This window comes from Ascidiaceihabitans donghaensis, assembly GCF_900302465.1.
GTDB lineage: Bacteria > Pseudomonadota > Alphaproteobacteria > Rhodobacterales > Rhodobacteraceae > Ascidiaceihabitans > Ascidiaceihabitans donghaensis.
In genome coordinates this window covers 2,390,557-2,415,486 of the sequence record NZ_OMOR01000001.1, presented here as the reverse complement: position 1 = coordinate 2,415,486, position 24,930 = coordinate 2,390,557, and the positions used below count along the sequence as shown (strand labels likewise).

General features: G+C 56.1%; 24 protein-coding genes. 13 read left to right on the top strand and 11 right to left on the bottom strand.

The features are described 5' to 3' along the window. Window positions 1–59: 59 nt before the first annotated feature. Together ASD8599_RS12035 and ASD8599_RS12030 are read left to right on the top strand one after the other, a co-directional pair. The gene (locus ASD8599_RS12035) at window positions 60–446 is read left to right on the top strand and encodes a RidA family protein (RefSeq protein ID WP_108828762.1); all 387 of its coding nucleotides are present in this window, start codon (window positions 60–62) and stop codon (window positions 444–446) included. A 123-nt stretch (window positions 447–569) separates the two neighbouring features. After that, on the top strand, window positions 570–1,127 hold the full coding sequence (locus tag ASD8599_RS12030; RefSeq protein ID WP_181364476.1) for a GNAT family N-acetyltransferase: 558 nt from the start codon (window positions 570–572) through the stop codon (window positions 1,125–1,127). Between the two features lie 90 nt (window positions 1,128–1,217). On the opposite strand, the gene ASD8599_RS12025 is transcribed toward ASD8599_RS12030, so the two are convergent. Next, window positions 1,218–2,240 carry a Hint domain-containing protein gene (locus ASD8599_RS12025; RefSeq protein WP_108828760.1) on the bottom strand — a complete coding sequence of 341 codons (1,023 nt, stop codon included), beginning with the start codon at window positions 2,238–2,240 and terminating at the stop codon, window positions 1,218–1,220. A gap of 195 nt (window positions 2,241–2,435) precedes the next feature. Here ASD8599_RS12025 and ASD8599_RS12020 point away from each other — a divergent pair, with 195 nt between their 5' ends. The 6 genes from ASD8599_RS12020 (at window position 2,436) to ASD8599_RS11995 (ending at window position 7,691) form a co-directional block, all read left to right on the top strand. Further along, entirely contained in the window at window positions 2,436–3,215 is a 780-nt protein-coding gene (locus ASD8599_RS12020; RefSeq protein WP_108828759.1) for an SDR family oxidoreductase, read from the top strand. A 48-nt stretch (window positions 3,216–3,263) separates the two neighbouring features. Continuing rightward, the gene (locus tag ASD8599_RS12015) at window positions 3,264–4,370 is read left to right on the top strand and encodes a hypothetical protein (RefSeq protein ID WP_245926022.1); all 1,107 of its coding nucleotides are present in this window, start codon (window positions 3,264–3,266) and stop codon (window positions 4,368–4,370) included. A gap of 89 nt (window positions 4,371–4,459) precedes the next feature. After that, on the top strand, window positions 4,460–5,818 hold the full coding sequence (locus ASD8599_RS12010) for an SLC5/6 family protein (RefSeq protein WP_108828757.1): 1,359 nt from the start codon (window positions 4,460–4,462) through the stop codon (window positions 5,816–5,818). Window positions 5,819–5,855: 37 nt separating this feature from the next. Beyond that, complete coding sequence (locus tag ASD8599_RS12005) at window positions 5,856–6,980, top strand: ABC transporter ATP-binding protein (protein ID WP_108828756.1); 1,125 nt, start codon at window positions 5,856–5,858, stop codon at window positions 6,978–6,980. Continuing rightward, window positions 6,977–7,327 (top strand): Lin0512 family protein, encoded by a 351-nt coding sequence (locus tag ASD8599_RS12000; protein ID WP_108828755.1) that lies wholly within the window; start codon window positions 6,977–6,979, stop codon window positions 7,325–7,327. The genes ASD8599_RS12005 and ASD8599_RS12000 overlap by 4 nt, the downstream gene beginning before the upstream one ends. Continuing rightward, a complete protein-coding gene (locus ASD8599_RS11995; protein WP_108828754.1) occupies window positions 7,320–7,691 on the top strand; it encodes a Lin0512 family protein in 372 nt (123 codons plus the stop codon). The genes ASD8599_RS12000 and ASD8599_RS11995 overlap by 8 nt, the downstream gene beginning before the upstream one ends. Before the next feature lie 36 nt (window positions 7,692–7,727). Here ASD8599_RS11995 and ASD8599_RS11990 read toward each other — a convergent pair whose 3' ends face one another. Next, window positions 7,728–8,393, bottom strand: coding sequence for a helix-turn-helix transcriptional regulator (locus ASD8599_RS11990; protein WP_108828753.1), 666 nt, complete (start codon window positions 8,391–8,393; stop codon window positions 7,728–7,730). A gap of 362 nt (window positions 8,394–8,755) precedes the next feature. On the opposite strand from ASD8599_RS11990, the gene ASD8599_RS11985 reads away from it, so the two are divergent. From ASD8599_RS11985 to ASD8599_RS11970, 4 genes are read left to right on the top strand one after another with little or no spacing between them, the layout of a single operon-like run. Further along, window positions 8,756–8,980 (top strand): twin-arginine translocase TatA/TatE family subunit, encoded by a 225-nt coding sequence (locus ASD8599_RS11985; protein ID WP_108828752.1) that lies wholly within the window; start codon window positions 8,756–8,758, stop codon window positions 8,978–8,980. Window positions 8,981–8,983: 3 nt separating this feature from the next. Beyond that, window positions 8,984–9,466 (top strand): Sec-independent protein translocase protein TatB, encoded by a 483-nt coding sequence (tatB, locus tag ASD8599_RS11980; RefSeq protein WP_108828751.1) that lies wholly within the window; start codon window positions 8,984–8,986, stop codon window positions 9,464–9,466. Next, on the top strand, window positions 9,463–10,461 hold the full coding sequence (gene tatC / locus ASD8599_RS11975; protein ID WP_108828750.1) for a twin-arginine translocase subunit TatC: 999 nt from the start codon (window positions 9,463–9,465) through the stop codon (window positions 10,459–10,461). The genes tatB and tatC overlap by 4 nt, the downstream gene beginning before the upstream one ends. Continuing rightward, window positions 10,458–11,294 carry an ATP-binding protein gene (locus ASD8599_RS11970; protein ID WP_108828749.1) on the top strand — a complete coding sequence of 279 codons (837 nt, stop codon included), beginning with the start codon at window positions 10,458–10,460 and terminating at the stop codon, window positions 11,292–11,294. Before tatC ends, ASD8599_RS11970 begins: the two co-directional genes overlap by 4 nt. Before the next feature lie 72 nt (window positions 11,295–11,366). Here the strand turns inward: ASD8599_RS11970 and ASD8599_RS11965 are convergent, their stop codons facing one another. The 5 genes from ASD8599_RS11965 to ASD8599_RS11945 form a co-directional block, all read right to left on the bottom strand. Continuing rightward, window positions 11,367–12,395 (bottom strand): Hint domain-containing protein, encoded by a 1,029-nt coding sequence (locus ASD8599_RS11965; RefSeq protein WP_108828748.1) that lies wholly within the window; start codon window positions 12,393–12,395, stop codon window positions 11,367–11,369. Between the two features lie 160 nt (window positions 12,396–12,555). Continuing rightward, window positions 12,556–13,308, bottom strand: a complete 753-nt coding sequence (locus tag ASD8599_RS11960; protein WP_245926021.1) for a hypothetical protein — start codon at window positions 13,306–13,308, stop codon at window positions 12,556–12,558. A gap of 12 nt (window positions 13,309–13,320) precedes the next feature. Beyond that, the gene (locus ASD8599_RS11955) at window positions 13,321–14,511 is read right to left on the bottom strand and encodes a peptidoglycan DD-metalloendopeptidase family protein (protein WP_108828747.1); all 1,191 of its coding nucleotides are present in this window, start codon (window positions 14,509–14,511) and stop codon (window positions 13,321–13,323) included. A gap of 214 nt (window positions 14,512–14,725) precedes the next feature. Continuing rightward, complete coding sequence (locus ASD8599_RS11950; protein ID WP_108828746.1) at window positions 14,726–18,166, bottom strand: pyruvate carboxylase; 3,441 nt, start codon at window positions 18,164–18,166, stop codon at window positions 14,726–14,728. A gap of 176 nt (window positions 18,167–18,342) precedes the next feature. Next, entirely contained in the window at window positions 18,343–19,485 is a 1,143-nt protein-coding gene (locus tag ASD8599_RS11945) for an alpha-hydroxy acid oxidase (RefSeq protein WP_108830152.1), read from the bottom strand. Between the two features lie 157 nt (window positions 19,486–19,642). On the opposite strand from ASD8599_RS11945, the gene ASD8599_RS11940 reads away from it, so the two are divergent. After that, window positions 19,643–22,072, top strand: coding sequence for an ATP-dependent helicase (locus tag ASD8599_RS11940; protein WP_108828745.1), 2,430 nt, complete (start codon window positions 19,643–19,645; stop codon window positions 22,070–22,072). On the opposite strand, the gene ASD8599_RS11935 is transcribed toward ASD8599_RS11940, so the two are convergent. The 4 genes from ASD8599_RS11935 to surE form a co-directional block, all read right to left on the bottom strand. Then, window positions 22,069–22,845: a lysophospholipid acyltransferase family protein gene (locus tag ASD8599_RS11935; RefSeq protein ID WP_181364475.1), complete on the bottom strand. Its 777-nt coding sequence runs from the start codon at window positions 22,843–22,845 to the stop codon at window positions 22,069–22,071. The two genes, ASD8599_RS11940 and ASD8599_RS11935, sit on opposite strands and share 4 nt — an antisense overlap. A 130-nt stretch (window positions 22,846–22,975) precedes the next feature. Next, window positions 22,976–23,431, bottom strand: coding sequence for a hypothetical protein (locus ASD8599_RS11930; RefSeq protein WP_108828743.1), 456 nt, complete (start codon window positions 23,429–23,431; stop codon window positions 22,976–22,978). Between the two features lie 42 nt (window positions 23,432–23,473). Further along, window positions 23,474–24,133 carry a protein-L-isoaspartate(D-aspartate) O-methyltransferase gene (locus ASD8599_RS11925; RefSeq protein WP_108828742.1) on the bottom strand — a complete coding sequence of 220 codons (660 nt, stop codon included), beginning with the start codon at window positions 24,131–24,133 and terminating at the stop codon, window positions 23,474–23,476. Then, entirely contained in the window at window positions 24,130–24,915 is a 786-nt protein-coding gene (gene surE / locus ASD8599_RS11920) for a 5'/3'-nucleotidase SurE (RefSeq protein WP_108828741.1), read from the bottom strand. The genes ASD8599_RS11925 and surE overlap by 4 nt, the downstream gene beginning before the upstream one ends. Window positions 24,916–24,930: the final 15 nt, after the last annotated feature.

The window sequence follows — 24,930 nt, the reverse complement described above, 5'->3', positions numbered from 1 at the left end:
ACATCGCCACGATCATCTAATTTGGCATTCTTAGCTTACATTTACACAAGGTCCAGCGCATGCCCCCCCTTCACATAACAGACGTTTCGGGTGTTCCCGCATCCCCTTCGCCGATATCAAACGCCGTTGTTGTTGGCGGCACCTGCCACATATCCGGCCAGTTGTCGGTTTACGACGATGGATACCGCGCGGGCAGCGCACGCACAGAAGCGGAACGCGCGTTTGAATTGGTGTTTAAGATCGCGCAGGCTGCGGGTTTTGATCGCGACGACATAGTGTATATCGACATCGCATTCTCTGACATCGAGCGTGATCTGGCAGAGGTGAACGACGTATGTCGTGCGCAGTTCTCCCGCTTTCCAGCACGGACAATCTATGAGGCGGCAAAGCTTCCGTTTGGCGCCAAGATCAAAATTCAAGCGGTGGCCATGAAAGACTGTGGCTGACGGGCCTTTATGAAAGGCAAATACGACAGGCCAACACAGCCCATCTTCTCAGGCTTGTAACCATTTGTTTTGCAGGGCAGGTTGAACACCACACAAACGCTGTTGAAAATGAGACATCGAAAAATGGCATTTATGTTCCCGCAAGATTTCGATCCGAACCCTATCCTGACGGAAGGCGGGCTTACGTTAAGTCCCTTGTTAGAAAGGGATCGCCAAGGCCTGACACAGGCGGCCAGTGATCCGCTGATCTGGGCGGGGCATCCTGTGCGCAACAGGCACGAACCAGCTGTATTCGAACCGTACTTTGATATGCTTCTGGCATCCAATGCGGCGCTTGCCATCCGGGACAAAACGGATCGCATCATCGGCTGCACAGTCTTTTACACCGACACCAACGCGCCGTCGCGATTGTCGATTGGCTTTACCTTTTTGGAACGTGCGCACTGGGGGGGTAACACCAACCGGATCGTCAAGCGACTGACGCTTGGCCATTTGTTCACCTATTGCTCTGAGGCCTGGTTTCATATTGCACCAGACAACTTGCGATCTCAGACCGCAACCATGCGCCTTGGGGCGGTTTTCACCCATGAGGCGGATATTGATCTGGCAGGGGGTGCTACCCGTTGGCGATGCTATTGTCTGACGCAAGAGGCTTGGCAGACCAACGATATGGGGTGTTGAGCCGTGGCTTTGTAAACTATTTTAAAACGAAAAACCTGCCATTGCCTGCGCAATTTTCGGCAATTGGCAGGCGTTTGTCTGGACTGCAGGTTACCTCGACGATGCTTTGCGCAGCACTTCGGCGATGTCAGGCCGGTTCAACAATCCTTCTTGAACGTCCAAGCCTGCATGGGGCAGGTCAGAGTGGCCCGGGATGACATCGCCCATGGCCTCTGACAATTCTGTCGGAAGCACGGGTTTTGTGCGTGTGTCGATCAGCATGGATTCAGCCGCGATCCCTTCAGCGTAGATGATCTGGTGGCTGTCGAACAGCAGTTGGAAATAATCCACAAACCCGCCGTCCTGCACGGTTACGCTGTCACCGTTTACAAGGTGGCGGGCTTTTACCAAAAGCTCTGATCGTCCAGCGCCAAGTTCATCGGAACGTTGGTAAATAAACAAGCGATGGTCCGGGCTTACAATCAAGTGGTTGTCGTTGTTCAACGTGCCTGCGCGAATACAAATGGGGGCGAATTCCCCGACGGCGCGCACAGTGCTTTGCCCGATCCAACGCACCGCTTGCGGCCCATCATCGCGGGTCAGGACCTTATCGCCCAGTTTCAGGTCTTCGATCAGTCTCTGTTCGCCCGACGCCATGGTAATATGGGTTCCGCGGGTGAAGCTGACACAGGCAACATGGGCAAATTTCTGTGCGGCGTTTTTGGTGTCTATGCCAACAAGTGAATAGGTGGTTTTGGGCGAAAGCATCGCGAGGGGCAGAATATAGATATCGTTGATATCACCTGCGCCATCGACTTCGACCAACACCAAAACATCTGTGGTTTGCCCGTCTGGCGACATAAAGGTCAGGGCGCTGTCCAAGTGAACGGCAGATCCGTGCGTGCCGGTTTCGCTGTCTTGGGACACAGTAAATTGCGCACCTGTTCCCGCCTGAAGGGACAACCGGACAGGAGCCGTTGCACCAGACAGTTCATAGGTATCGTCCAACATCAGTTCTGCTGCGAAAGACACAGCATCCCCCATATTTGCGCCGTCGACCACAGACAATGCCTGCGCCCTGAAAACAGGCACGCTTTGGGCGGGTCCGGTGCGGTTGTGTGTGCTGTGCGACATGAAACTCAAAAGCCTTGTGGTGGGACGGACTGTGTCTCTAGCCCTTCGTAGTTTAGAAATATGGCACAGACACGTCAAACTTCCGTTATTTTGCAGGAGATTGCATTTTCGCGCTCTGGCGTTGGGGCAAGGGCAACGGTAGGGTTTGGCAAATAGCACCCCAAATTGGGTTGCATCCATCAAGGAGACTGCGAAATGGATTTAGGGATCAAAGGCAAACGGGCATTGGTATGTGCGTCGTCCAAAGGTTTGGGGCTTGGATGTGCCGAAGCCTTGGCCGAGGCTGGTGTTGATTTGGTGATGAACGCGCGCGGGGCCGAGGCGCTTGAAGCCTCTGCCGCCGACATTCGCACCCGTTTCGGGGTTGATGTGGTGACTGTGGCTGCAGATGTGACCACGGCCGCAGGGCAGGCGGCAGTGTTAGAGGCCGCGCAAGGCGTGGACATTCTGGTCAACAATGCAGGTGGTCCGCCCCCCGGCATGTGGTCGGATTGGGACCGCGATGATTTCATTGCAGCGCTTGATGCCAACATGTTGACGCCCATCGCTTTGATCAAAGGTCTTGTGCCGGCCATGATGGATCGCGGATGGGGCCGCGTGGTCAATATCACATCGCAATCCGTCAAAGCCCCTATCGCGGTTCTGGGACTTTCCAATGCCGCACGCACAGGGCTTACCGGCTATGTTGCGGGGACATCGCGCCAAGTCGCGGGATCAGGTGTGACCATCAACAACCTGCTGCCGGGCATCCACGCGACTGACCGCGCGGTGTCGTTGGATACAGGCGTTACAAAAGCCAAAGGCATCACCATGGAAGAGGCCAAAGCCGAACGCTGTGCAACCATTCCAGCGGGCCGCTATGGCACACGCGAAGAGTTCGGTGCGGCCTGCGCGTTTCTGTGCAGCAAACATGCAGGCTTTATCGTAGGACAGAACATCCTGCTGGACGGTGGCGGCACCAACGCCACCATTTAAGGAGAGCACTGCAATGGTAGCATCGCAATGGTAGCTCAGGGGGAAAGCATGGCGGATGCGCTGTTCAATGCGGACAGCGTAGGCCAGCTGGCGGCAGAATTTGCCGCAGGCGTGCCCGGCTTTGACGCCGCGCGTTTTGCGCGTGATGCTCTGGCCGGGTTCGAAAGCCGTGCGCTTATGGCGCGCATGGATTGGCTTGCCGATTGTGCACAGGCACAATTATCGCCGGAGTTCGCCGTCATGGCGGATCAACTGGAAGCCGCGATGCCAGCGCCTTTGGACCCCGACCTGACCGACGACGATTTTGGACATTTCATCCATGCCGTACCCGGAATTCTGGCTGTGCGCCACGGTTTGCAAGACGATCCGGACCGTGCATTGGATTTGCTACTGGCTGCCACCCAGCGGTTTTCGATGGAATTTTACATTCGTGACTTCATCAATCTCTGGCCTGAAAAAACGCAAGCCCGCCTGATCGACTGGGCGCAGCACGACAACTATCATGTGCGGCGTTTGGTCAGCGAAGGCACACGCCCGAAATTGCCATGGGCCAAGGCCATCACCATGAGCACCGAGGCCCGCCAACCTCTTTTGGAAGCGCTGCAGGGGGACACGACACGCTATGTCACGCGGTCGGTGGCCAATCATCTCAACGATCTGAGCAAATCCGAACCGGACACAGTTTTGCAATGGCTTGGCGCGTGGCAGGCTGGCGGGCAGCAAGACCCCAAAGAACTGGGCTGGATGACAAAACATGCGCTGCGCACTTTAGTCAAACAGGGGCACGAAGGCGCTATGGGCCGGCTTGGCTACCACGCCGATGCGCCGATTGCGGTGCGGGCCACGTTGCAAGACGCCCATGTGGCGATGGGGCAGGCCGTTACTTTTCAGGTTGAGATTGAAGCGTCACAAACTGTGCCTGTGTTGATCGACTACCGTATCCGCTTTGCGCGTCCGGGTGGCAAAACCAGCGAAAAAGTATTCAAGCTGAAACAAACCGAAGTCCGTGGGGGAAAGCCTTGCGTGGTCAAAAAAGCCCATAAACTAAAGGGGGGTGCAAGCACGTTTACGCTGCATCCCGGTGCGCATCAAATCATAGTGCAGGTGAACGGGCGCGATCACGCAACACTAGATTTCGATCTGACCCAAACCTAGCGCATCACATTTAAGTGCAAAGGGGCGGATGTGCTGGTTCAAGTCTGGCGCACCTGCTAGCAGCGCAAAAACAAAATTTCGGGGTCTTTATGCAAACCACCATCCTTATCGCCGTCTTTGCGGCCCTCGTTGTGGCCAGTGTTTTGGCTGCGCCCCGACGTGCATCTGTGGACGGGTTTTTCTCTGGTCGCGGCGCGAATGGCCAAGCGCCGGCGTTGTGGGTTCTGGTTCTAAGCCAAGTCACAACATGGATTTTTGCACGCAGCCTGATGAACGCGGCCATTCTGGGATATTACTACGGCAGTGCAGGCACCTTGGCCTATGCGGCCTACTATGGATCGTTTCTGACCGGTGGTTTTATCGTGGCGCGACTGCGTGAAGGCGGCGCAGTGTCGGTGCAAGACTGGTTGCAGGCCCGCTTTGGCGCTTTGGGCACGACGTGCTACAATGCGGTCATCGGCTTGCGCTTGTTGTCAGAGGTCTTTGCCAATCTGTTGATCGTGGGGCTGATTGCGTCGGCTGTTTTGGGTGGGTCCGGGACATTGGCAGTCGTTGTCGTGGCAATTTTGGGCTTGGGGTATTCGGCTTGGGGCGGGCTTAGTGCGGCGTTGCGCACTGACGTTGTCCAAATGCTGCTGTTTTTGGTGGCCTTCGGGGCTGCGTTTCTCAGCCTGATCCTAAGCCCCGGCTTTGACGCCGTGGCGGTTGTGACGGCGCCCGGCGCGTCGGGGCCTTATAACGGTTGGATTTTGCTGGTGGTTGCGGGGTTGCAGGTCTTTTCCTACCCGGCACATGATCCGGTGATGATGGACCGCGGGTTTATCGCGGACCGCGACACAACCAAACGGTCCTTTGTGCACGCCTTTTGGCTGTCGACCTTGTGCATTCTGGCGTTTGGCGCTTTTGGTATTCAAGCGAGCCTCGTGGGGGCCGAATACCAAAATGAGCTGATTGGCACGTGGGCGCAGATGTTTCCGCCTTGGGTTTTTGCGCTTTTGATGGTGTCGCTGATTGTTTCGGCACTTAGCACATTGGATTCGGCGTTGGCCTCTTCGGCGCGGCTGGTGGTGGAAGAACTGAAGCTGGCGCCACGTAGCCTATTGGGGGGCCGCGTTGTCATGGTCGTTTTTATGGCGCTTGGGGCGGCTTTGACGCTGTGGGGCAACAAGACGCTGTTTGACGCGGTTGCTGTGTCGGGAACGGCGTCGATGTTCTTGACGCCTGTGCTGGTTGTTGGGCTGGTGATGGGGCGCAAAATTGCGCTTTGGTCCTATCTTGTGGCTTTTGGCGCGGCTATTTTTGGCGCCTTGGCCTATTTTGGGCGCAGCTGGCCAAGCTTTGCGGCGGTTTTGCCAGAGGGGCACAAATACGAACAGCTGTTGGTGATTTGTGTGCTGGTTTTGGTGGTGGGTTTTGTTGCGGTGCTTGCAGGGGCACGCAAGGGCTGATAGCTGCTTATCCGATGGTTTTAATCGGAATTTGCCAATGTTGGAAAAGCCAGTGAACGAAGCGCCCTTGGCCGATGTGACGCCCCCCCGTCTTGAAATCCGCAATCTACATCGCAGCTTTGAAGGCCGCGCAGTGGTGGATGACGTGTCGCTGCGCGTTATGCCGGGGCAGGTGACGTGCCTGTTGGGCCCGTCCGGCTGCGGCAAATCCACGACGTTGCGCATGATTGCCGGCGTGGAAATGCAAGACAGCGGACAAATTTTCGTAGATGGCAAGCTGATTTGCGACACGGTGTTTCGGGTGCCACCCGAGCGGCGCGAGATCGGGTTGATGTTTCAGGATTTTGCCCTGTTCCCGCATCTCAGCGTGGCCGACAACGTGGCATACGGTCTGAAGGGGTCCAAGGCCGACAAACGCGCCCGCGTCGAGGAATTGTTGGTGCGTGTTGATCTTTTGCGTTTCATCGACGGGTATCCGCATCAGCTGTCGGGGGGGGAACAGCAGCGTGTGGCCTTGGCCCGTGCCTTGGCCCCCAAACCGCGTATCATGCTGATGGATGAGCCGTTTTCGGGCCTTGATAATCGCCTGCGTGATGGCATTCGCGATGAGACGCTGGCGATTTTGAAAGAAGAAGACACAGCCGTTCTGCTGGTCACCCACGAGCCGGACGAAGCCATGCGTATGGCCGATGAGATTGCGCTGATGCGCGACGGCAAGATCGTGCAGCAGGGTGCGCCCTACAATGTCTATACGCGACCGATTGACCGTGCCTCTGTTGCGTTTTTCTCGGATGCGAACATGCTGACAGCAACGGTAGAGGGGGCCTTGGCGATGACGCCCTTTGGTCGCTTTCTGGCCCCCGGTGTGCCGGATGGTACGGCCGTGGACATTGTCTTTCGTCCCCAGCATCTGCGTATTGATTTTGACCGGGCGGGCCAAGGCCCTGTGCCCACGCCTGTAGACGGAACACCCGCACGCGCGGTGGTGGAACGTGCGCGTTTCATGGGCAACGAAAGTCTGGTGGAATTCCGTCTGGATCACGATGGTTCTATCATGAAAGCCACAGTGCCGGCTGTGTTTTTGCCCGCCAAGGGCAAGGCGATGTGGCTGACGATCCGGCGTGACCGGTGTTTTGTTTTTCCATCTGAGGGGGGCGCATGATGCGACTTTTGACTGAGTTTGGCATGGGCACGTCCCTGCGCCGTGGCGATTACACCCAAGCGGCCAAACGCGCTGTGCAAGACGCGCTGTGGCACAATTCGATCAATTTGGCAGAGCTGTTTGGCTTTGATAAATCCGCCATGCGGATCACCGTTGAAATTAGCGTGCAAAAACCTGATTTAGTGGATATTGAAGCCGTCGCAGAGGTGTTTCCCTACGGTTCAACCACCTTCAAGGTCCACAAAGGCGGCCTTGATGTACCGCGCCCTGACGGGGACGGAAACCCCACCATAATGGCCAATGTCGCCCTGTCTGTGGCCTTTGACATGGAGAAAGCCGATGACTGATCAAATTGAGCAGAGGGTGATTATCGAAATGGGCATGGGCAATGATTTGCATGGTCAGGATTACACCAAAGCGGCGGGCCGTGCGATCGAAGATGCGTTTCGCCATTCGTCGTTGCCTTTGTTTGGGGCGCTTGAGTTGTCCCATGATGCAATGCGTGTGCAGGTGACAGTTGGGGTACAGGAACCTGACAAGCTGGATATGGACGTGTTGACTGCGAAGCTGCCACGCGGTCGTGCTGAAGTGCGTGCTGTATTTGGTGGTATGAATGTGGTGTCTGATGAAGGGGCAGACACAATTGTGATTGCCCAAGCGGCCGTCGAGGCATTCTTACCCCCGCAAACGGGATGGCGGTTGAAAAAGTAACACGGCGAGATAGGTCTTTTGCTGCTCTGCAATTTTTCAAGTCACGTGGTCTTCCAAGCGTTTGCCAGGTTCGTCCACAAACAATTCTGGCAAAGCATCTGCCGATTGGATCAGATCGACGCGGAACACGCGGAAGGCATCGCGGGTTTCGCACCACGCGGTCAGGCTCCAGATCCGTCCCCAATATTCCAAGTGCAGCGGGCGGATTTTCCGTGTTGTGATGCGGTCGCCTTTTGAATGGTAGGTGATGCGCAGCTTTTGACGGGCTTTGATTGCCGTGCGCAGTGTTGCCATGTGGGAAAATCCGCGTACGGCGTCGGCAAAAGGGTAGCTTGCGAATTTCCAACTGTCCGCGTCCGCAATACCCCGTTCTGGCAGCATCGCGTCAACTTTTTCGGCCAGCGTTTCCGCAGCAGCCTTAAGATCAGGATCCGCAGCCTCGGCCACAATTGCTATGCCCAGGTTCAGGGCTTCCAGCTCTGACGGGGTCAGGGTGAGCGGGGGCAGGGTGACGGCAGGGCTGATTTTATACCCCACGCCACGCGTCCCTTCGATTGGCACGCCAGACGCCACCAGCGTGTCCATATCGCGGTAAATTGTGCGTAAAGACACATCCAATTTTTGCGCTATGTCTTTCGCGCGGTGCAGGTTCCCATCGCGCAAGATTTGCATGGCATCGAAAAGGCGGTCAGAGCGGCGCATGGGAATGCCTTTGTGTTGCGTTTTTCCAAAACGGTCGCGTGATGTTTGATCTTGGACAGGGGGCTCTGCCCCCTACGCCTGTTCCAGGCGACCCCCGGGATATTTTCGGCAAGAAGAAACCTAAGCAAAATGGCGCGGGTGTTGGTTTGTGATACCGTGTGTGGGCCATTGAAGCTCTGTTTGATGATATACAACTGCCATTAAACTGTCAGTTGCTGAAAATGTCCAATGGAATGGCGTGAAATTTCTCCAACAGAATTGCATTCTGGCGCTTTGGCGCTTTCCATGACCGTTACACTGCGATTACGTCTTTTGAAAAATCACGAACGCACCTGATGTGCGTTCATTGGGAGAATTACAAAATGTTGAACAATATCGGCCTTCCAGGCATCCTGCTTATCGCTATCGTTGTTTTGGTCCTGTTTGGACGTGGCAAGATTTCCAACCTGATGGGGGAAGTTGGCAAAGGCATTACATCCTTTAAAAAGGGCATCAACGAAGGCCAGAAAGAGTTGGAAGAAGAAACCGCCACTGCCGACGAAATCAAAGACGTGACCCCGGAAGCTGCAGAAAAAAACAAGGCGTAAGTCATGTTTGATCTGGGCGGAACAGAGCTGTTGGTGATTGGGGTTGTGGCGCTGATTGTGGTTGGCCCCAAGGACTTGCCTGTGCTGTTTCGCAATGTGGGCCGGTATGTCGGCAAAGCCAAAGGCATGGCGCGCGAATTTTCCTATGCCATGAACAAAGCGGCTGATGACACCGGCATGGGCGACATTTCCAAGACCCTCAAGACCGCAACCAACCCCATCGGGTCGGCCATGGATGGCGTCAAGGATGCCGCCCGTGATGTCACCAGTTCCTTGACCGACGTTGATGCCAACAGCGAAACCGGCAAGCTGGCGGCGCAGAAGGCAGAGCGGATCGAAAAGGCAAAAGAAACAGCCAAGAAGATGCAAGCATCCTCTGCGCGTGCCGCGGCCGAGCGCAAAGCCCGCGAAGCTCAGGACGCTTTGGAAAAAGCCGACGCTTACGAGGCCGCACTGAAGGCCGACACCCCCAAGAGTGATACATGAGCCAATCTGACAATATGGACGACAGCACAGCGCCGCTGATTGAACACCTGACCGAATTGCGCACGCGGTTGATCCGCGCTGTGCTTGCGTTTCTGGTGGGCATCATTCTGGCCTTTGTTGTGGCTGAACCGATTTTGCAATTCCTGCTTGTGCCGATCAAAAACACATTGATCGAATTGGGCGACGCGGCGCCCACGCTGCAATATACATCGCCGCAAGAATACCTGTTTACGCTGTTTCGAATATCCATGGTTTTCGGATTTGCACTGTCCTTTCCCGTAATCGGCTACCAGCTATGGCGGTTTGTGGCACCGGGGCTTTACAAACAGGAAAAGAACGCGTTTTTGCCGTTTCTGGTCGCGTCCCCTTTGATGTTTTTGCTTGGCGCATCCTTTGCGCATTTCGTGGTGACGCCGCTGGCGATGGCCTTCTTTTTAGGTTTTGCGGATGTATCTTCGATCTTTGCCGCAATTCTGGGGGGGGCCGTGGGCGGTGACGTTCCCGCCGACGTGAATGTGGCCACCGGTGGTTTGGACGCTGCCGTGGCAGATGACAGCGTACGCATCACATTCTTTGGCAAAGTTAATGAAAGCCTTGATATTACACTGAAATTTATCATGGCTTTTGGGCTGTGTTTTCAGCTGCCTGTCCTTTTGACCCTGATGGGTAAAGCCGGTCTGGTCAGTGCAGAGGGCTTGGGCAATGTGCGTAAATATGCGGTTGTTGGCATTTTGGTGTTGGCGGCTTTGGTGACACCACCGGATGTGATCACCCAAGGGATTTTGTTTGTCGTGGTCTACGGGCTTTACGAGATTTCCATCTTTTTGGTAGCGCGTGTCGAAAAAACGCGCGAGGCAAAGCTGCGTGCTGATGGCTACTACGACGACGAAGATGACTTCGGGGATGATCTTGACGATGATCTGAGCGATGAAATGGTCGATGAATTCGACAATGATCTGGATGATAGTCTGGACGAAGACGGTCCAAAGAAATGACCAAGGACCCCATGGAACGGATCGCGCAGGCGCTGGAACGTATGGCGCCCGCGCCGTCGCCCGCGCCTGATTTTGCCGCCTCCGCTTTTGTTTGGCACACAGGACCGGACCGGCTTGAGCCGGTCACACAGGTGTCGCGCGTGTCGTTGGAGTTGCTGGTGGGCATCGACCGGTCCCGGGACACGCTTTTGGCAAATACGACGCAGTTCGCCAAAGGATTGCCCGCCAACAATGCCCTTCTTTGGGGGGCGCGAGGCATGGGAAAGTCCAGTCTGGTCAAGGCTGTGCATGCAGACGTCGCATCCCGTCATCCCGACCTGAAAATTGTGGAACTGCAACGCGAAGACCTGCCTTCGGTTGGACGTTTGCTTAATCTGTTGCGCACCGCGTCCGGGCGATTTGTCTTGTATTGCGATGACCTGAGCTTTGGGCACGACGATGCCCACTATAAATCGCTAAAGGCCGTGTTGGACGGTGGGATTGAAGGGCGGCCAGACAACGTGGTGCTTTATGCGACGTCAAACCGTCGTCATTTGATGCCGCGTGACATGATCGAAAATGAACGCGGTTCTGCGATCAACCCTGCGGAGGCGGTGGAAGAAAAGGTATCATTGTCCGACCGGTTCGGACTTTGGCTGGGGTTCCATGCCTGCGATCAGGATCAATACCTGTCAATGATTGAGGGGTACTGCGCATCTTACGGGCTTAAGACCAACTCAGATACGTTGCGGGCTGAAGCGATTGAATGGCAGGCGACACGTGGGTCCAGATCAGGGCGCGTCGCTTGGCAATTTTTTACGGACCTTGCAGGCCGTCACGGGCTTAAACTTTAAAAGACCAATGTCTTTATCCTAAAAAACCGGGGGAGCCGTCCAGCCGGGGGCAGCGCCCCCAGTGTCGCAACCTCAAGCGGCCAAAACAGAGGCTTCAAACTTGCGCAAACACGGCGCAGCCTTTGGACCGAAAGCCGTAATATCAGGCACCAAAGCCCCAATTTCGCGACGTGCCTGGGGATGAACAGTTTGCAGCGTGATTTCACCGGGGTACAGGCTTTCGCTCCAAAGTCCTGCGCTTTGCACAATTTGATGGGCGTCAAACAAGATGTGCCAATAGTCCACCACACCGCCTACACGGCGAAACACACCATCGCAGCCCAACAGATCTACAGCACGCACCAAAACCTCATCCTGACCAAACAGCAAATCAGCGCGCCAATCATCCAACAAAATAGCATGTTGCGGCGACACAACCAGATCTTGGGTGTTGCCAAACGCACCGGCGCGGATCACGATAGGGGCCGTTTCTGCAATGGCAGGGGCTGGAGTGCAGCCTGACCAAATCAAGGGTTGGTATCCTGCGTCCCGCGTCAAAACCAAATCGCCGGGTGACAATGTTTCGATTGCACGAGGGCCTGTTTGGGTCTCGATCATCGTGCCTGCTGCGAAACAAACCACTTCGCCGCCAAGGGCGGTATGGGCCACAAAATCTCCGTTGTCGGTGATGCCGCCCACAGTCAGGTCTGTGTCAGCAGGGGGCATGCCATCGGGAAAAACAAGGAAATAGCCGTTTTCCGCGCCAGCGGTGATGGTGTCGCTGTTGTCCAAATCGACGTCAATGACCGCAACAGTCCACGTATTGCCAAGCCCGTCCGAGACGGAAAAGGTGTAGTCCCAGATCAGTTGGGTGTCTGTGCCACCGATGTTTGTCGTTTGCTCTCCGACGCCCCCGATTTGCTCTTGGGCATTGACCTGTTCGTTGTTTGTGCCGTCGCCATTAAAGTTTGTGGCGCCGTCGTTTTCCTCGACCACAAAGTAGGTGCTGTCACCGCTGTAGCGCCACGTGCCAGAGGGGGCGAACCGATAGTCAACGGCACTGCCGCCCAATGTGCTTTGTGTGCCTAAAATGGCAAAGGTGTACCCAAAAAAAACAGCCATCGTTTCTTACCAATCCAACAGGTTACGTTGAATTGTTTCTGAATGGGCAACAGGGCCTCAGTGCGGCGGAAACAGTCGATTTGAGGCAAATACAAGGTCATTTTTAAGCAAATGGGGCAGGTATTGGCGATTATGGCAACAGTTGGTCAAAGAAACCAATCTACAGTTGCATGTGAATGTGATCGTCATGACGTGCAGCGCGGCATCCTTGAAACCGTACCTTTCCGCCTGTCACGCCGTACCGTTGCGCCAAATGCGGTTCGACAAAAATCTTGTCGACACGCGGGTCGTTCTTCAAAAGACGCAACGCTGTGGCCATGCGTTTGTCATCCAAGGACCAGTCTGGCCAAAAACCTTGCAACCACGCCATATCCCACCGCAACAAAGGCCAGCGCCTCGGGCAGGATGTTGGTCCGTTCTGGAAGGCGAAATAGCCGATGGGTGATCTTGTTTGCCCCCGAAGATAGCCGTTTTCGTTTTCGTAGTAGAACGCGATATCCGCCTTTTCCCCGTCATTGTGGGACAGATGCGGCAACAAAGGCATGCCGTTCCAAAACGGAAATCCCGCATCCAGAACCTGTGTGACTGTGTCGGGATGGGCAGCGGCCATGTCGTGGGCCATGTCTTGTAGCACTGTGCTGAGCTCGGGTGTCACATAGTGCCGGTTCAAGGCGCAATACAGGGTGGATTGCATCTGAAGCGGTCCTGATTGCAGACAGGACAATGGCGTCCGCCCAAAAACAGGCGCCACAAACACAGATGTTACGGACAAAACGACATATGCACACAGAAAAACCAAAACCCGGCGTCTTGTCAGCAGGGCGATAATCCAGGCGATACCCCCCAATTGGGTCACTACAGTCAGCACCACCACAAGCAGGCCGTGCAGCCCAACGGACAGCGTGCGCCGCACCAGTTCGGCGCCTTACTGCAGGTAAGGTGTCGGATCGACGCTGTCGAAGCCTTTACGCACTTCGAAATGCACAAAAGACTGATCGCCATCGCGCAATTTTGCAATGCCTTGTCCGCGGCGTACCGTGTCGCCTTTTTGGACCTGAACGTCCGTGACGTTGGCATAAACCGTCAACAGGTTGTCTGCATGGCGCACGACAACGATCGGCACGCCGTCACCGCTTTTGGTGATGGCGGCAACGGTGCCTGCATCTGCGGCTTTCACGGACGTGCCTGGGGCTGCTTTGATATTTATGCCTTCATTGCGGCCTTTTGCATACTCGCGAATGATGCTGCCCTTTACGGGGTACACCAAGCGGGCGTTGGTTGCAGCCTTGGGGGGGGCGCCCACATCAATGGTAGGGGCTGGCTCAGGCTTTGCAGCTGCGGGGGTTGTGTCTTCATCAGGCAAAGGTTTGGTCGCACTGGGCGGTGTTGGCGTGGCAGACCCGGCGCCGGGCACCGAAGTGTCATCCAGTACACGGGCAGGCGGGGCCTGTTTGGCCACAGGGATCAGCAAGAATTGACCTTCGCGCACGGCAAAGTTGCTGCCAAGCCCGTTCCATTCCGCCAAAGACCGCACAGGCACTTGATACAGGCGCGCAATCGTATAGGCAGTTTCTCCGCGTTCAACCTTGTGGCGGATGGGCTCGACGCCTGAAGGTTTCGGGGTGTCTGGCAGGGTTGCCGTTTGCACAGGCGTGGTGTCGGGGGCATTGTCGATTGCACTGCCAGCCAATGTGGTGACATCAACAGAAGAAGGACGGATCGGGCCTGTGGTGGCAGCACCGGTTGCGGGCGATGGTTCTGACACGCGGCGGGGCAGGGCGATGATTTCGTCTTTGCGCAAGGGAACATCAGCCGCGACACCGTTGAAGCGGGCCAGTTCATTGGCATCCAGCCCCAGACGTGCAGCCACATCGTTCAAAGTGTCTCCGCGTTTTGCAATGGCGACTTGATAGTTCGGATATGAAATAACACCCCGATTGTCCGCTGAGGGTCTTTTGGCTGTGGCGTTCACAGCTGCATCCTTGGTTGTGAAACCACCGCCGATGCCGCGCAGGTCAAAATCAAGCGGTTCGTCACAAGCGGATAAAACCATCAAACCGGAAACGGCAAAAAACATAGAAGTGCGCACACTCCGGCGGGAATTAACGTGGGTCATCGACTGCGTCCTCATGTGGCCCCATGTTTGCCCGGGGCGCTTGGGCGCAAGAATATAGGGTTTAACACCGTTTTGCCAGAAACGATTGCACAGGCACAAAACCGCGCAAAGCCCCGCCGAGGCAGGGTTTCTTTTCGCTAAAAATATCCTGGGGGCGCGCGAAAGCGCGGGGGCAAGGCCCCCAACAACCGCGCCCCATACTCAAGGGGCAGACTTATTCAAGTTCTACCAGCAAATCCTTGGCGTCAATCTGGCCGCCGGGTTGCACATGCACAGCCTTCACAACAGCGTCGCGTTCGGCGTGAATACCGGTTTCCATCTTCATGGCCTCAATGGTCAAAAGCAAATCGCCTTCTTTGACCTCTTTGCCCACAACCGCCGCCACGGAGGCCACAACGCCCGGCATAGGTGCGCCAATGTGATCGGCATTGCCGACCTCAGCCTTAGGCCGCTGGATCGTTGTGGCTTTGACCATACGGTTGGGCACACGAATGACGCGCGGCTGACCGTTGAGTTCAAAGAAGACTTTGGCTTCGCCGTCCTCATTGGTCTCGCCAATGGCTTGCATGCGAATTTCCAGCGTTTTTCCCGGATCAATCTCGGCTGTGATCTCGTCGCCGGGCTGCATGCCATAAAAGAAGGTATGCGTCGGCAGTACGCGCACCGGGCCATAGGTGCGATGACGCCCCATGTAGTCCAAAAACACCTTTGGATACATCAGATAGCCTTGCAAATCCTCGTCATCGACGTCTTTGCCTTCCAGCAAGGCTGTCAGTTCTGTACGGGTCGCATCGAGATCGGTGGGTGGCACGTCTGCACCGGGGCGCATTGTGTTGGGGGCCTCACCCTTGAGCACTTTGGTTTGAATGCCTGCAGGAAACCCACCCGGAGGCTGGCCCAAGTTGCCGCGCATCATGTCGACCACGCTGTCAGGAAATGCCACGTCTTTGTCCGCGTCCTCGACCTCATCGCGGGTCAACCCTTGGGACACCATCATCAGTGCCATGTCGCCGACGACTTTTGAGGATGGCGTGACTTTGACGATGTCGCCAAACATCTTGTTCACATCCGCATAGGTGCGCGCGACCTCGGGCCAGCGTTCTTCCAATCCCAAAGACCGTGCTTGTGCCTTGAGGTTGGTAAACTGGCCACCCGGCATCTCGTGCAGGTAGACCTCGGACGAGGGCGCCTGCATGCCAGACTCGAACGCCGCATATTGCCCGCGCACCGCTTCCCAGTAGTCGGAAATGTCGCGGATTGCATTCATGTCCAACCCGGTGTCGCGGTCGGTGTGTTGCAGGCTTTCGACCACGGTGCCCAAAGTCGCTTGCGATGTGTTGCCCGACAGCGCGTCCATGGCGCAATCGACTGCATCTACGCCTGCCTCAGCCGCCGCGAGGATCGTGGCTGACGCGATGCCGGCTGTGTCATGAGTGTGGAAGTGGATCGGCAGGCCGACTTCTTGTTTTAGGGCACGCACCAAAACACGCGCGGCTGCGGGTTTCAACAAACCCGCCATGTCTTTCAACCCCAGCACATGCGCACCAGCGGCCTTCAATTCATTGCCCATGTCCACATAGTATTTCAGGTCATATTTGGACCGGTCGGGGTCCATGATATCGCCCGTGTAGCAAATCGTGCCTTCGCAGACCTTGTTCTGCTCCTGCACCGCGTCCATGGCCACGCGCATGTTTTCAACCCAGTTCAGGCTGTCAAACACGCGGAACACATCGACGCCGGTGTTTGCGGCCACACGCACAAAATCCTGCACCACATTGTCGGGATAGTTGGTGTAACCAACCCCATTGGCGCCGCGCAAAAGCATCTGCGTCATAATGTTGGGCATGCGTTCGCGCAGATCACGCAGGCGCTGCCACGGGCATTCCTGCAAGAAGCGGTAAGCAACATCAAAAGTCGCACCGCCCCAGCATTCCATGGAAAACAGTTGCGGCAGATTGGCAGAATAGGCCGAGGCGACCTTAACCATATCGTAGCTGCGCATGCGGGTCGCCAACAAGGATTGGTGCCCATCGCGCATGGTGGTGTCGGTGATCAGCAGTTGTTGGTGGGCCTTCATCCAGTCGGCAACCGCTTGGGGGCCTTTTTGTTCCAAAAGGTTGCGCGTGCCCATTTGAGGCTCGTTCAGATGGGCCGGGGCTTTTGGTTCTTTCAAGTCGCGGCGCGGCATCGCGCGGTCTTTGGTCTCGGGGTGTCCGTTCACGGAAATATCCGCGATGTAGGTCAGCACCTTGGTGCCACGGTCGCGGCGGCGTTTGAACTGGAACAGGTTCGGCGTCTCGTCGATGAACTTGGTGTGGTAGGTATTGTCGAGGAACGTGGGGTGTTTCAGCAGGTTCTCGACAAAGGCGATGTTGGTGGACACGCCACGAATACGGAATTCACGCAGGGCGCGGTCCATGCGGGCGATGGCCAATTCAGGTGTCTGCGCCTTGGCGGTGACTTTGACCAGCAGTGAATCGTAGTAGCGCGTGATCACACCACCCGAATATGCCGTGCCGCCATCTAGGCGGATGCCAAAACCTGTCGCTTCGCGGAAGGCGGTGATGCGGCCATAATCGGGGATAAAGTTGTTTTGCGGGTCTTCGGTGGTGATCCGCGTTTGCAAGGCGTGGCCTGTCAGTTGGACATCAGCTTGAGTGGCTTTGCCAGTGGCCTCGGCGATGGTTTTGCCTTCGGCGATCAGGATCTGGGACTGCACGATGTCGATGCCGGTGACTTCCTCGGTTACGGTATGTTCGACCTGCACGCGCGGGTTCACTTCGATGAAGTAAAACTTGCCTGTTTCCATATCCATCAAGAATTCGACAGTGCCTGCACATTCATAGTTCACATGTTTGCAGATTTTGTACCCCAGCTCGCAAATCTCTGTGCGCTGTTCTTCGCTGAGGTAGGGAGCAGGGGCGCGTTCGACCACTTTCTGGTTGCGGCGCTGCACGGAACAGTCGCGTTCAAACAGGTGGTACATGCCGCCGTGGCTGTCACCGAGGATTTGCACCTCGACGTGGCGGGCGCGCATGATCATCTTTTCCAGATAACCTTCACCGTTGCCAAAGGCGGCTTCAGCTTCGCGGCGGCCTTCCAGCACTTTTTCTTCCAGCTCGTCTTCGGACATGATGGGGCGCATTCCGCGACCACCGCCACCCCATGACGCTTTCAGCATCAAAGGATACCCGACTTCGGCCGCTTCTGCCTTGATGGCGGCCATATCGTCGCCCAGAACTTCCGTGGCAGGAATGACAGGAACGCCAGCCTCAACCGCGACGCGGCGCGCGGACGCCTTGTCGCCAAGGGCGCGCATGGTTTCGGCCTTGGGGCCAATAAACGTGATGCCGTTTTTGGCGCAGGCGTCCACAAAATCGGGGTTTTCCGACAGCAGGCCATAGCCGGGGTGGATCGCGTCGGCGCCGCATTCACGCGCCACACGAATAATTTCGTCAATGCTGAGGTAGGCTGCGACCGGCCCCATGCCTTCGCCGATCCGGTAGGCTTCGTCCGCTTTGAAGCGGTGCAACCCCAATTTGTCTTCTTCGGCAAACACCGCCACCGTTTTTTTGCCCATCTCGTTGGCGGCCCGCATGATGCGGATGGCGATTTCGCCGCGGTTGGCGATGAGAATTTTTTTGAAGTCGGTCATAGGGCAGGTCCTTTTTGGAGCCGGTATGCAGTTGCGCCACGTTCTATGTCGTTTTCTTAAAGTGGTAAACGCGTAGTTTTGGGTAGAAAAGCGATGTTTGCGCCAACGCGGGCGACGCAAGCGTGTAATTGTTTCCCTTAGGTCACTTGTATACAGTTGTGAACAGAACCAGAGACTTAGCGCCCGTGGTGTATCGTGTCAGGCAATTCACCTAACGTCCGTGCACCCAGTTGACCCATGTTGGCTTCCATGTCGCGCGCCAGCAGATCGGCCAGATGCGCGGGACCCGCTTTGCCCAATGCGCCAAGGGCATAGTGCCAAGCGCGGCCCATCATCACAAAATTTGCCCCCAGCGCCAAAGCGCGTAATATATCAAGCCCGCCTTCAATTCCGCTGTCAAAGATTATTGGCAACGTCGTCGCGGCCCGCATTGCAGGCAGTGTATCAATGGCGGCCGGCGCCCCATCAAATTGGCGTCCTGCATGATTGGACAACCAGATCGCATCTACACCAAGTGTTTCAAGCCGTTCCGCATCTTGGGGGCGCGTGACACCTTTGATCACAAATGGCCCGTCCCAGGCATCGCGCAACCATTCTACATAAGACCAGTCAGGCGAGGTACGCAGCAAGTAACCAACATGTTCTGTTGTTGAACGTCCTTGTCCCGCGGCATCGGTGTATTTGTCCAGCATGCGCATATGCGGCATGCCTGTCTTCATGATGCCCAGTGCCCAAGCCGGGCATCGAACCACCTGCGCCAGCAAACGCGGCGTCAGCTTAGGCGGGTTTGTCAGCCCCGACCGCGTCTGGCGTTCGCGCCGCGAAGCCACGGGAACGTCCACGGTCAATATGAGCGTTCTGAACCCGCTGGCCTTTGCACGGTTCAGCATATCTGTGCGAATGGCTTCGTCGCGCGGGGGGTACATCTGGAACCAAGCATGATCACCCAGATGCGGTGCAACGTCTTCGGGGGCCTGAGTGGCGACTGTCGACAATGCATAAGGAATGCCAAGTCTAGCGCCTGCTTGGGCCAGCAGTGTTTCGGCGCCAGGCCATATCAGCCCGGACATCCCGATAGGGGAAATGCCAAAGGGCAGGGGATAGTTATGTCCCAACAATGATGTGGAGAGGTCTGGTTTGAATTCGCCGTGCAAAATCGAGGGCAAAAAACCTACAGCGTCCAAGCCATCCCGGTTGCGCTGCTTTGTGCGTTCGTCGCCTGTGGCACTGTCGAGGTATTCCCACACGAAATGCGGGATACGTTTTTGGGCTGCATGGCGCAGGTCAGAAAGGCCGGGGTAACTGCTGTGAAGGTCCATTTGCGCATTTGCGCTGGGTTTGCATGGCTTGGCAAGGGTGCAAGGGGGCCAGCCCCCATCCTGCGGACTCCCCCCGGGATATTTATAGCGAAAAGAAGCGGGGAACATCTTGTGAACACGGGTTTTCCTTTTTCTGATTTGGCGTTACATTACCGCCATGAGCAGTTTTGATGAAATGGACGCCTTTGATGGCGCGTCTTTGTCCGCCCGCGCCATGGCTGCGCGTCCGCAACCCTATCTTGACGGGTTGAACCCTGCACAGCGGGCCGCCGTCGAGCAGATGGACGGCCCTGTTTTGATGTTGGCAGGCGCTGGCACTGGCAAAACCAAAGCTTTGACTGCACGCATTGTGCATTTGATGAATACCGGCCGTGCGCGTCCCAATGAAATTCTGGCAGTTACGTTTACCAATAAAGCCGCGCGTGAAATGAAAAACCGCGTCGGCGGCATGTTGGGGCAACAGATCGAAGGCATGCCGTGGCTTGGCACATTTCACGCAATTTGTGTGAAGCTTTTGCGCCGACATGCTGAACTTGTCGGGTTGAAAAGCAACTTCACGATTTTGGATACGGACGACCAATTGCGCTTGCTCAAACAGCTGGTGTCTGCCGCTGGCATTGACGACAAGCGTTGGCCTGCGCGCATGTTGGCCGGCATTATCGACGATTGGAAAAACCGTGCATTGACGCCAGATAAAATTCCGGCAGCCGATGGCGGTGCCTACAACCATAAAGGCCCGGAATTATACGCCCAGTATCAGGCCCGATTGTTGGAGTTGAACGCCACAGATTTTGGCGATTTGCTGCTGCACATGGTCACGATTTTTCAGACCCATGGCGATGTTCTGTCGCAATACCAGCGCTGGTTCAAATACATCCTTGTAGACGAATACCAAGACACGAACGTCGCGCAATATCTGTGGCTTAGGCTGCTGGCCTCAGGCCACAAAAACATCTGCTGTGTTGGTGACGACGACCAATCTATCTACGGGTGGCGCGGCGCAGAAGTGGGCAATATCCTGCGCTTTGAGACTGATTTTCCCGGATCGCACGTGGTGCGTCTGGAGCAAAACTACCGGTCCACGCCGCATATTTTAGGTGCCGCATCCGGGGTTATCGAAGGCAACGCAGGACGGCTTGGCAAAACCTTGTGGACCGAAGAAACCGACGGCGAAAAGGTGCGTTTGATCGGCCATTGGGACGGTGAGGAAGAGGCGCGCTGGATCGGAGACGAGATAGAAGCGTCCCAACGCGGCACGCGGGGCATGGCCCCGATGTCGCTGGACCATATGGCCATTCTGGTCCGTGCATCACATCAGATGCGTGCCTTTGAAGATCGCTTTTTGACCATAGGCCTGCCGTACCGCGTTATTGGCGGCCCACGCTTTTACGAGCGCATGGAAATCCGCGACGCAATGGCATATTTTCGCGTTGTCACAAGCCCCGACAATGATCTGGCGTTTGAGCGCATCGTGAACACGCCCAAACGCGGTCTTGGCGACAAAGCGCAGCAGACCATTCAGATTGCGGCGCGATCCAACGGTGTTTCGTTGGTGGAAGGTGCGCGGATCGCAGTCGATAGCGGCTTGATAAAAGGTAAAGGTGGCAGTGAGTTACGCAAGCTTGTTGAAGGAATAGACCGTTGGATCGGGATGTCGCGCGGGCCCGTTGTGGCGCGCGATATTGGTGACGATGATGTCATCGACGAAGGTGTGACGACGGGTGTGGAATACGGCGCCCCGCAGATGACCCATGTTGAGCTGGCGCAGGTTATTCTGGACGAAAGCGGGTACACGACCCATTGGCAAAACGACAAAACGCCTGAAGCACCCGGGCGGTTGGAAAACCTTAAGGAACTTGTGAAAGCTTTGGAGCAGTTCGAGAATTTGCAAGGGTTTCTGGAACATGTCAGCCTGATTATGGACAATGAAAGTGATGATGGGGGCGCGAAAGTGTCCATCATGACGCTGCACGCGGCCAAAGGGCTTGAATTTCCCTGCGTGTTTTTGCCCGGCTGGGAAGACGGGTTGTTTCCATCGCAGCGTTCAATGGATGAAAGCGGCCAAAAGGGGCTCGAGGAGGAACGGCGTCTGGCTTACGTGGGCATTACCCGCGCAGAGGAGCTGTGTACGATTTCCTTTGCCGCCAATCGCCGCGTGTTCGGGCAATGGCAATCAAGCTTACCGTCGCGTTTCATTGATGAGCTGCCTCAGGAACATGTCGATGTTCTGACGCCTCCGGGGTTGTATGGCGGTGGATTTGGTGCTGCCGCCCCCCAAGCAGAGGTACAGTCGAATTTGCATCAGGCGGCGTCTGAGGCGAATGTATACAACTCACCCGGATGGCGCAGGTTGCAGGCGCGGTCACAACAGCGTCCAGTAAGTCAGCCCGCCGAAAGCAAAAACACCATCATCGATATGACCGCAGTCAGCAGCTTTACGGTGGGCGAACGGGTGTTTCATCAAAAGTTCGGCTATGGCGCCGTTTTGGAAATTGAAGGCGACAAGCTGGAAATCGCGTTTGAAAAGGCAGGCACCAAGAAGGTTGTGGCCAAGTTCATCTCTGGCGTGGATGACATCCCGTTTTAAGTGTGCGAGTCGGCGTTTTCTGCGTCAAAGACAGCCATCATTTGGGCACGCAGGCGGGCCACATCATCGTCTGGCGTGGCGTTCGGGTCGCAATGAAACGGCGGCAGAACTTTTAACGTGACTGTGCCGCTCAAGGGGAAAAACCGCCCCTTTGGCAGTAAACGGTCTGAATTCAGAATAAGAATAGGCCGGATCGTACGCCCCGTTTCGCGGGCCACCAACACAGCGCCGGCTTTGAATTCCCCCAAGGATTGGGTTTTTGTGCGTGTGCCTTCGGGAAACAACACGACAGAGCGGCGCGGCGGCATGGTTCCCACGGCTTCTGACAGTGTATCCATCGCAACCTTGCCGCTGCGGCGGTCGATTTCGACCAGTCCCGCGCCTTTGAAACCGGTGCTGAGAAGTTTGGCGTCGCACAGTTCTTTCTTGGCGGCGAATGTGAACCATTTCGCATCTGGGACAGCATCCATCAAGGTGAAGCCATCCAGATGGCTGCGGTGGTTGATGACAATCACGCTGTTTTCGTCGGCCGCCAAAGCGTCCTTTTCCGCCTGTGTGATGGCGACTTTGATGCTGAGCAGGTTCAGCAGCCGTGAACATGCCCGTTTGACAGTGCGCCAATACCAGCCCCGGAACCCTTTGCGTTTGCTACACAAAAGCGGCACGAAACCTATGTAGAGAAAGTAAAACGGGCCAGCAAGGATCAATACAGCGCGTTTGATTAAGCGTATCAGTGCTGTGTCGTGCGGTGATGTGGGGGAAGGTGAGGCCACAGTGATCCTGACGTGCTGTCTAAAGGGCAGGCCAAGGATAGTCCGGGCACTTGGGCGGGTGTAGCGGGTGTGCAGGGCAAGGGGCAAGGGTGAAGTTGACGCAGGGGTAGGTTGAGAGCTTGCGCGAAGCCTAGCACGAAAGGTAGGTGACGTACCCTGTATCGTCGGCTGCGATGTAGGTTCCGTCGGGGCTGCGCCGCCAGCGTTCCCACGTCAGCTTGTTCTCGAATACCCCCAAAGAGGTAATGAACTGTATGCTTTCGGGGTAGCGAAAATATGAAATGGCATTGCGTTCAAAGACATCGATCTGTTCAAAATCGTGGCTGTATTCACCAAAACCGGTTTGTTTCATGCGCATCTTGCGCCCGTCCCGTTGAAACGTCACTCGGGCGTTTGGATAAACGGGCATGAATTCTTGAGTACACCATGATCCTTCCAGCGCGTCCATTTGCGCCAGACTAAGGCGTTGTTCGCGAATGGTATCTTCATCAAGAAAGCCCATGAAATAGAGCCCCACAATCACAGTGATTGTGGATGCGGCCAAAGTAATTACGATTGATGTCTTATTGAGAAAATCAAATGTCATGGCCAGCCTTTGAACATATCTGATCCCTTACCAACGAACGGGTCAACTGTCTTTCCCCAAGCCTTCCAGCAACGGGACAAATCGCACGTCGCGCATTTCGTCGTACTCTAATCCGCTTTCGGTTTTGTGCACGCGGATCAGGCTTTGGACCGCGTCACTTTGGCCAACAGGCACCACCATGATTCCACCCATTTTGAGTTGTGCCAGAAGGGGGCCGGGGGGATCTTCTGCGGCGGCGGTCACTATGATCTTGTCGAACGGTGCTTGGTCGGGCAGTCCGAAGCTGCCGTCGCCGGTGATGGCCGTGATGTTATGCAGGTCAAACGCATCGAAGATGTCGCGGGCTTCGCGCACAAGGCGGCGGTGGCGGTCAACAGTATAGACGCGGCGCGCGAGTTTGGCGAGGATCGCAGCCTGATAGCCGGACCCCGTGCCCACTTCGAGCACCTTGTCACGTGGGGTGATATTCAACGCCTGGCTCATCAAACCCACAACCGATGGCTGGCTGATGGTTTGTCCACACGCAATTGGCAGCGGCATGTCCTCATAGGCGCGGTCGGTGAAAATGCCTTTCACAAAGGGGCCGCGATCAATCGCTTCCATGGCTTCAAGCACCCGTTTGTCTGTCACCCCCTTGGAGCGCAGATGGTAAAGGAACTGCATCTTTTGTTCCGCCTGAGACAGGGCACCGTCATCCGTCATGTGTTGAGGCTTTGCAGGCTGTCAAACGTGTCATGGGCCGTCAGATCGGCGCGCATCGGTGTGACCGAAATATACCCATCAAGGTTCACTGCGGCATCTGTACCGGGCGCGCATTCAGCACGTTGGTCACCGCCCTTAATCCAAAGAAACTTGCGTCCTGACGGCGCGTGGTGGGGTTCTGTCGAGAAGCCCGTGTTTTCACGGCGTCCTTGTGCCGCAAGCCGGATGCCTTTGACATCGGCGCCCATCACTGGCGGGAAATTGACGTTGTAGAACAAGGAATAATCATCGCGTTCTTGCGGGGCGGCAGCTAGGATTTTTCGCACGACATTGACGCCGTGCATAGCCGCGGCCTCAAACGGATTGTCAGCGGTGTTGTTGGCAGGCCCGTAGTATTGCGAAAGCGCGATAGCGGGCAGCCCCTGCAAGGCCGCTTCCATCGCGGCCCCGATCGTGCCTGAATAGAGTGTGTTTTCAGCTGAATTATTGCCGCGGTTGACACCTGAAAGCACAAGATCTGGCTTTGCGTTTTGCATCACTTCGTGCAGCCCGGCCAGAACGCAATCTGCTGGTGCGCCTTCACAGGCAAACCTGCGGGGGCCAAGTTCGGAAATCATCATAGGGTGTGTGTAGCTGACGCAATGTCCGACACCGGATTGTTCAAACGCAGGGGCCACTGTCCAGACTTCGCCCTTTGGCCCCGCGATCTCGGATGCGATGGCGTGCATGATTTTTAGCCCCGGTGCTGCGATGCCGTCGTCGTTTGTGATGAGAATGCGCATTTGGGTCCCCTTTTG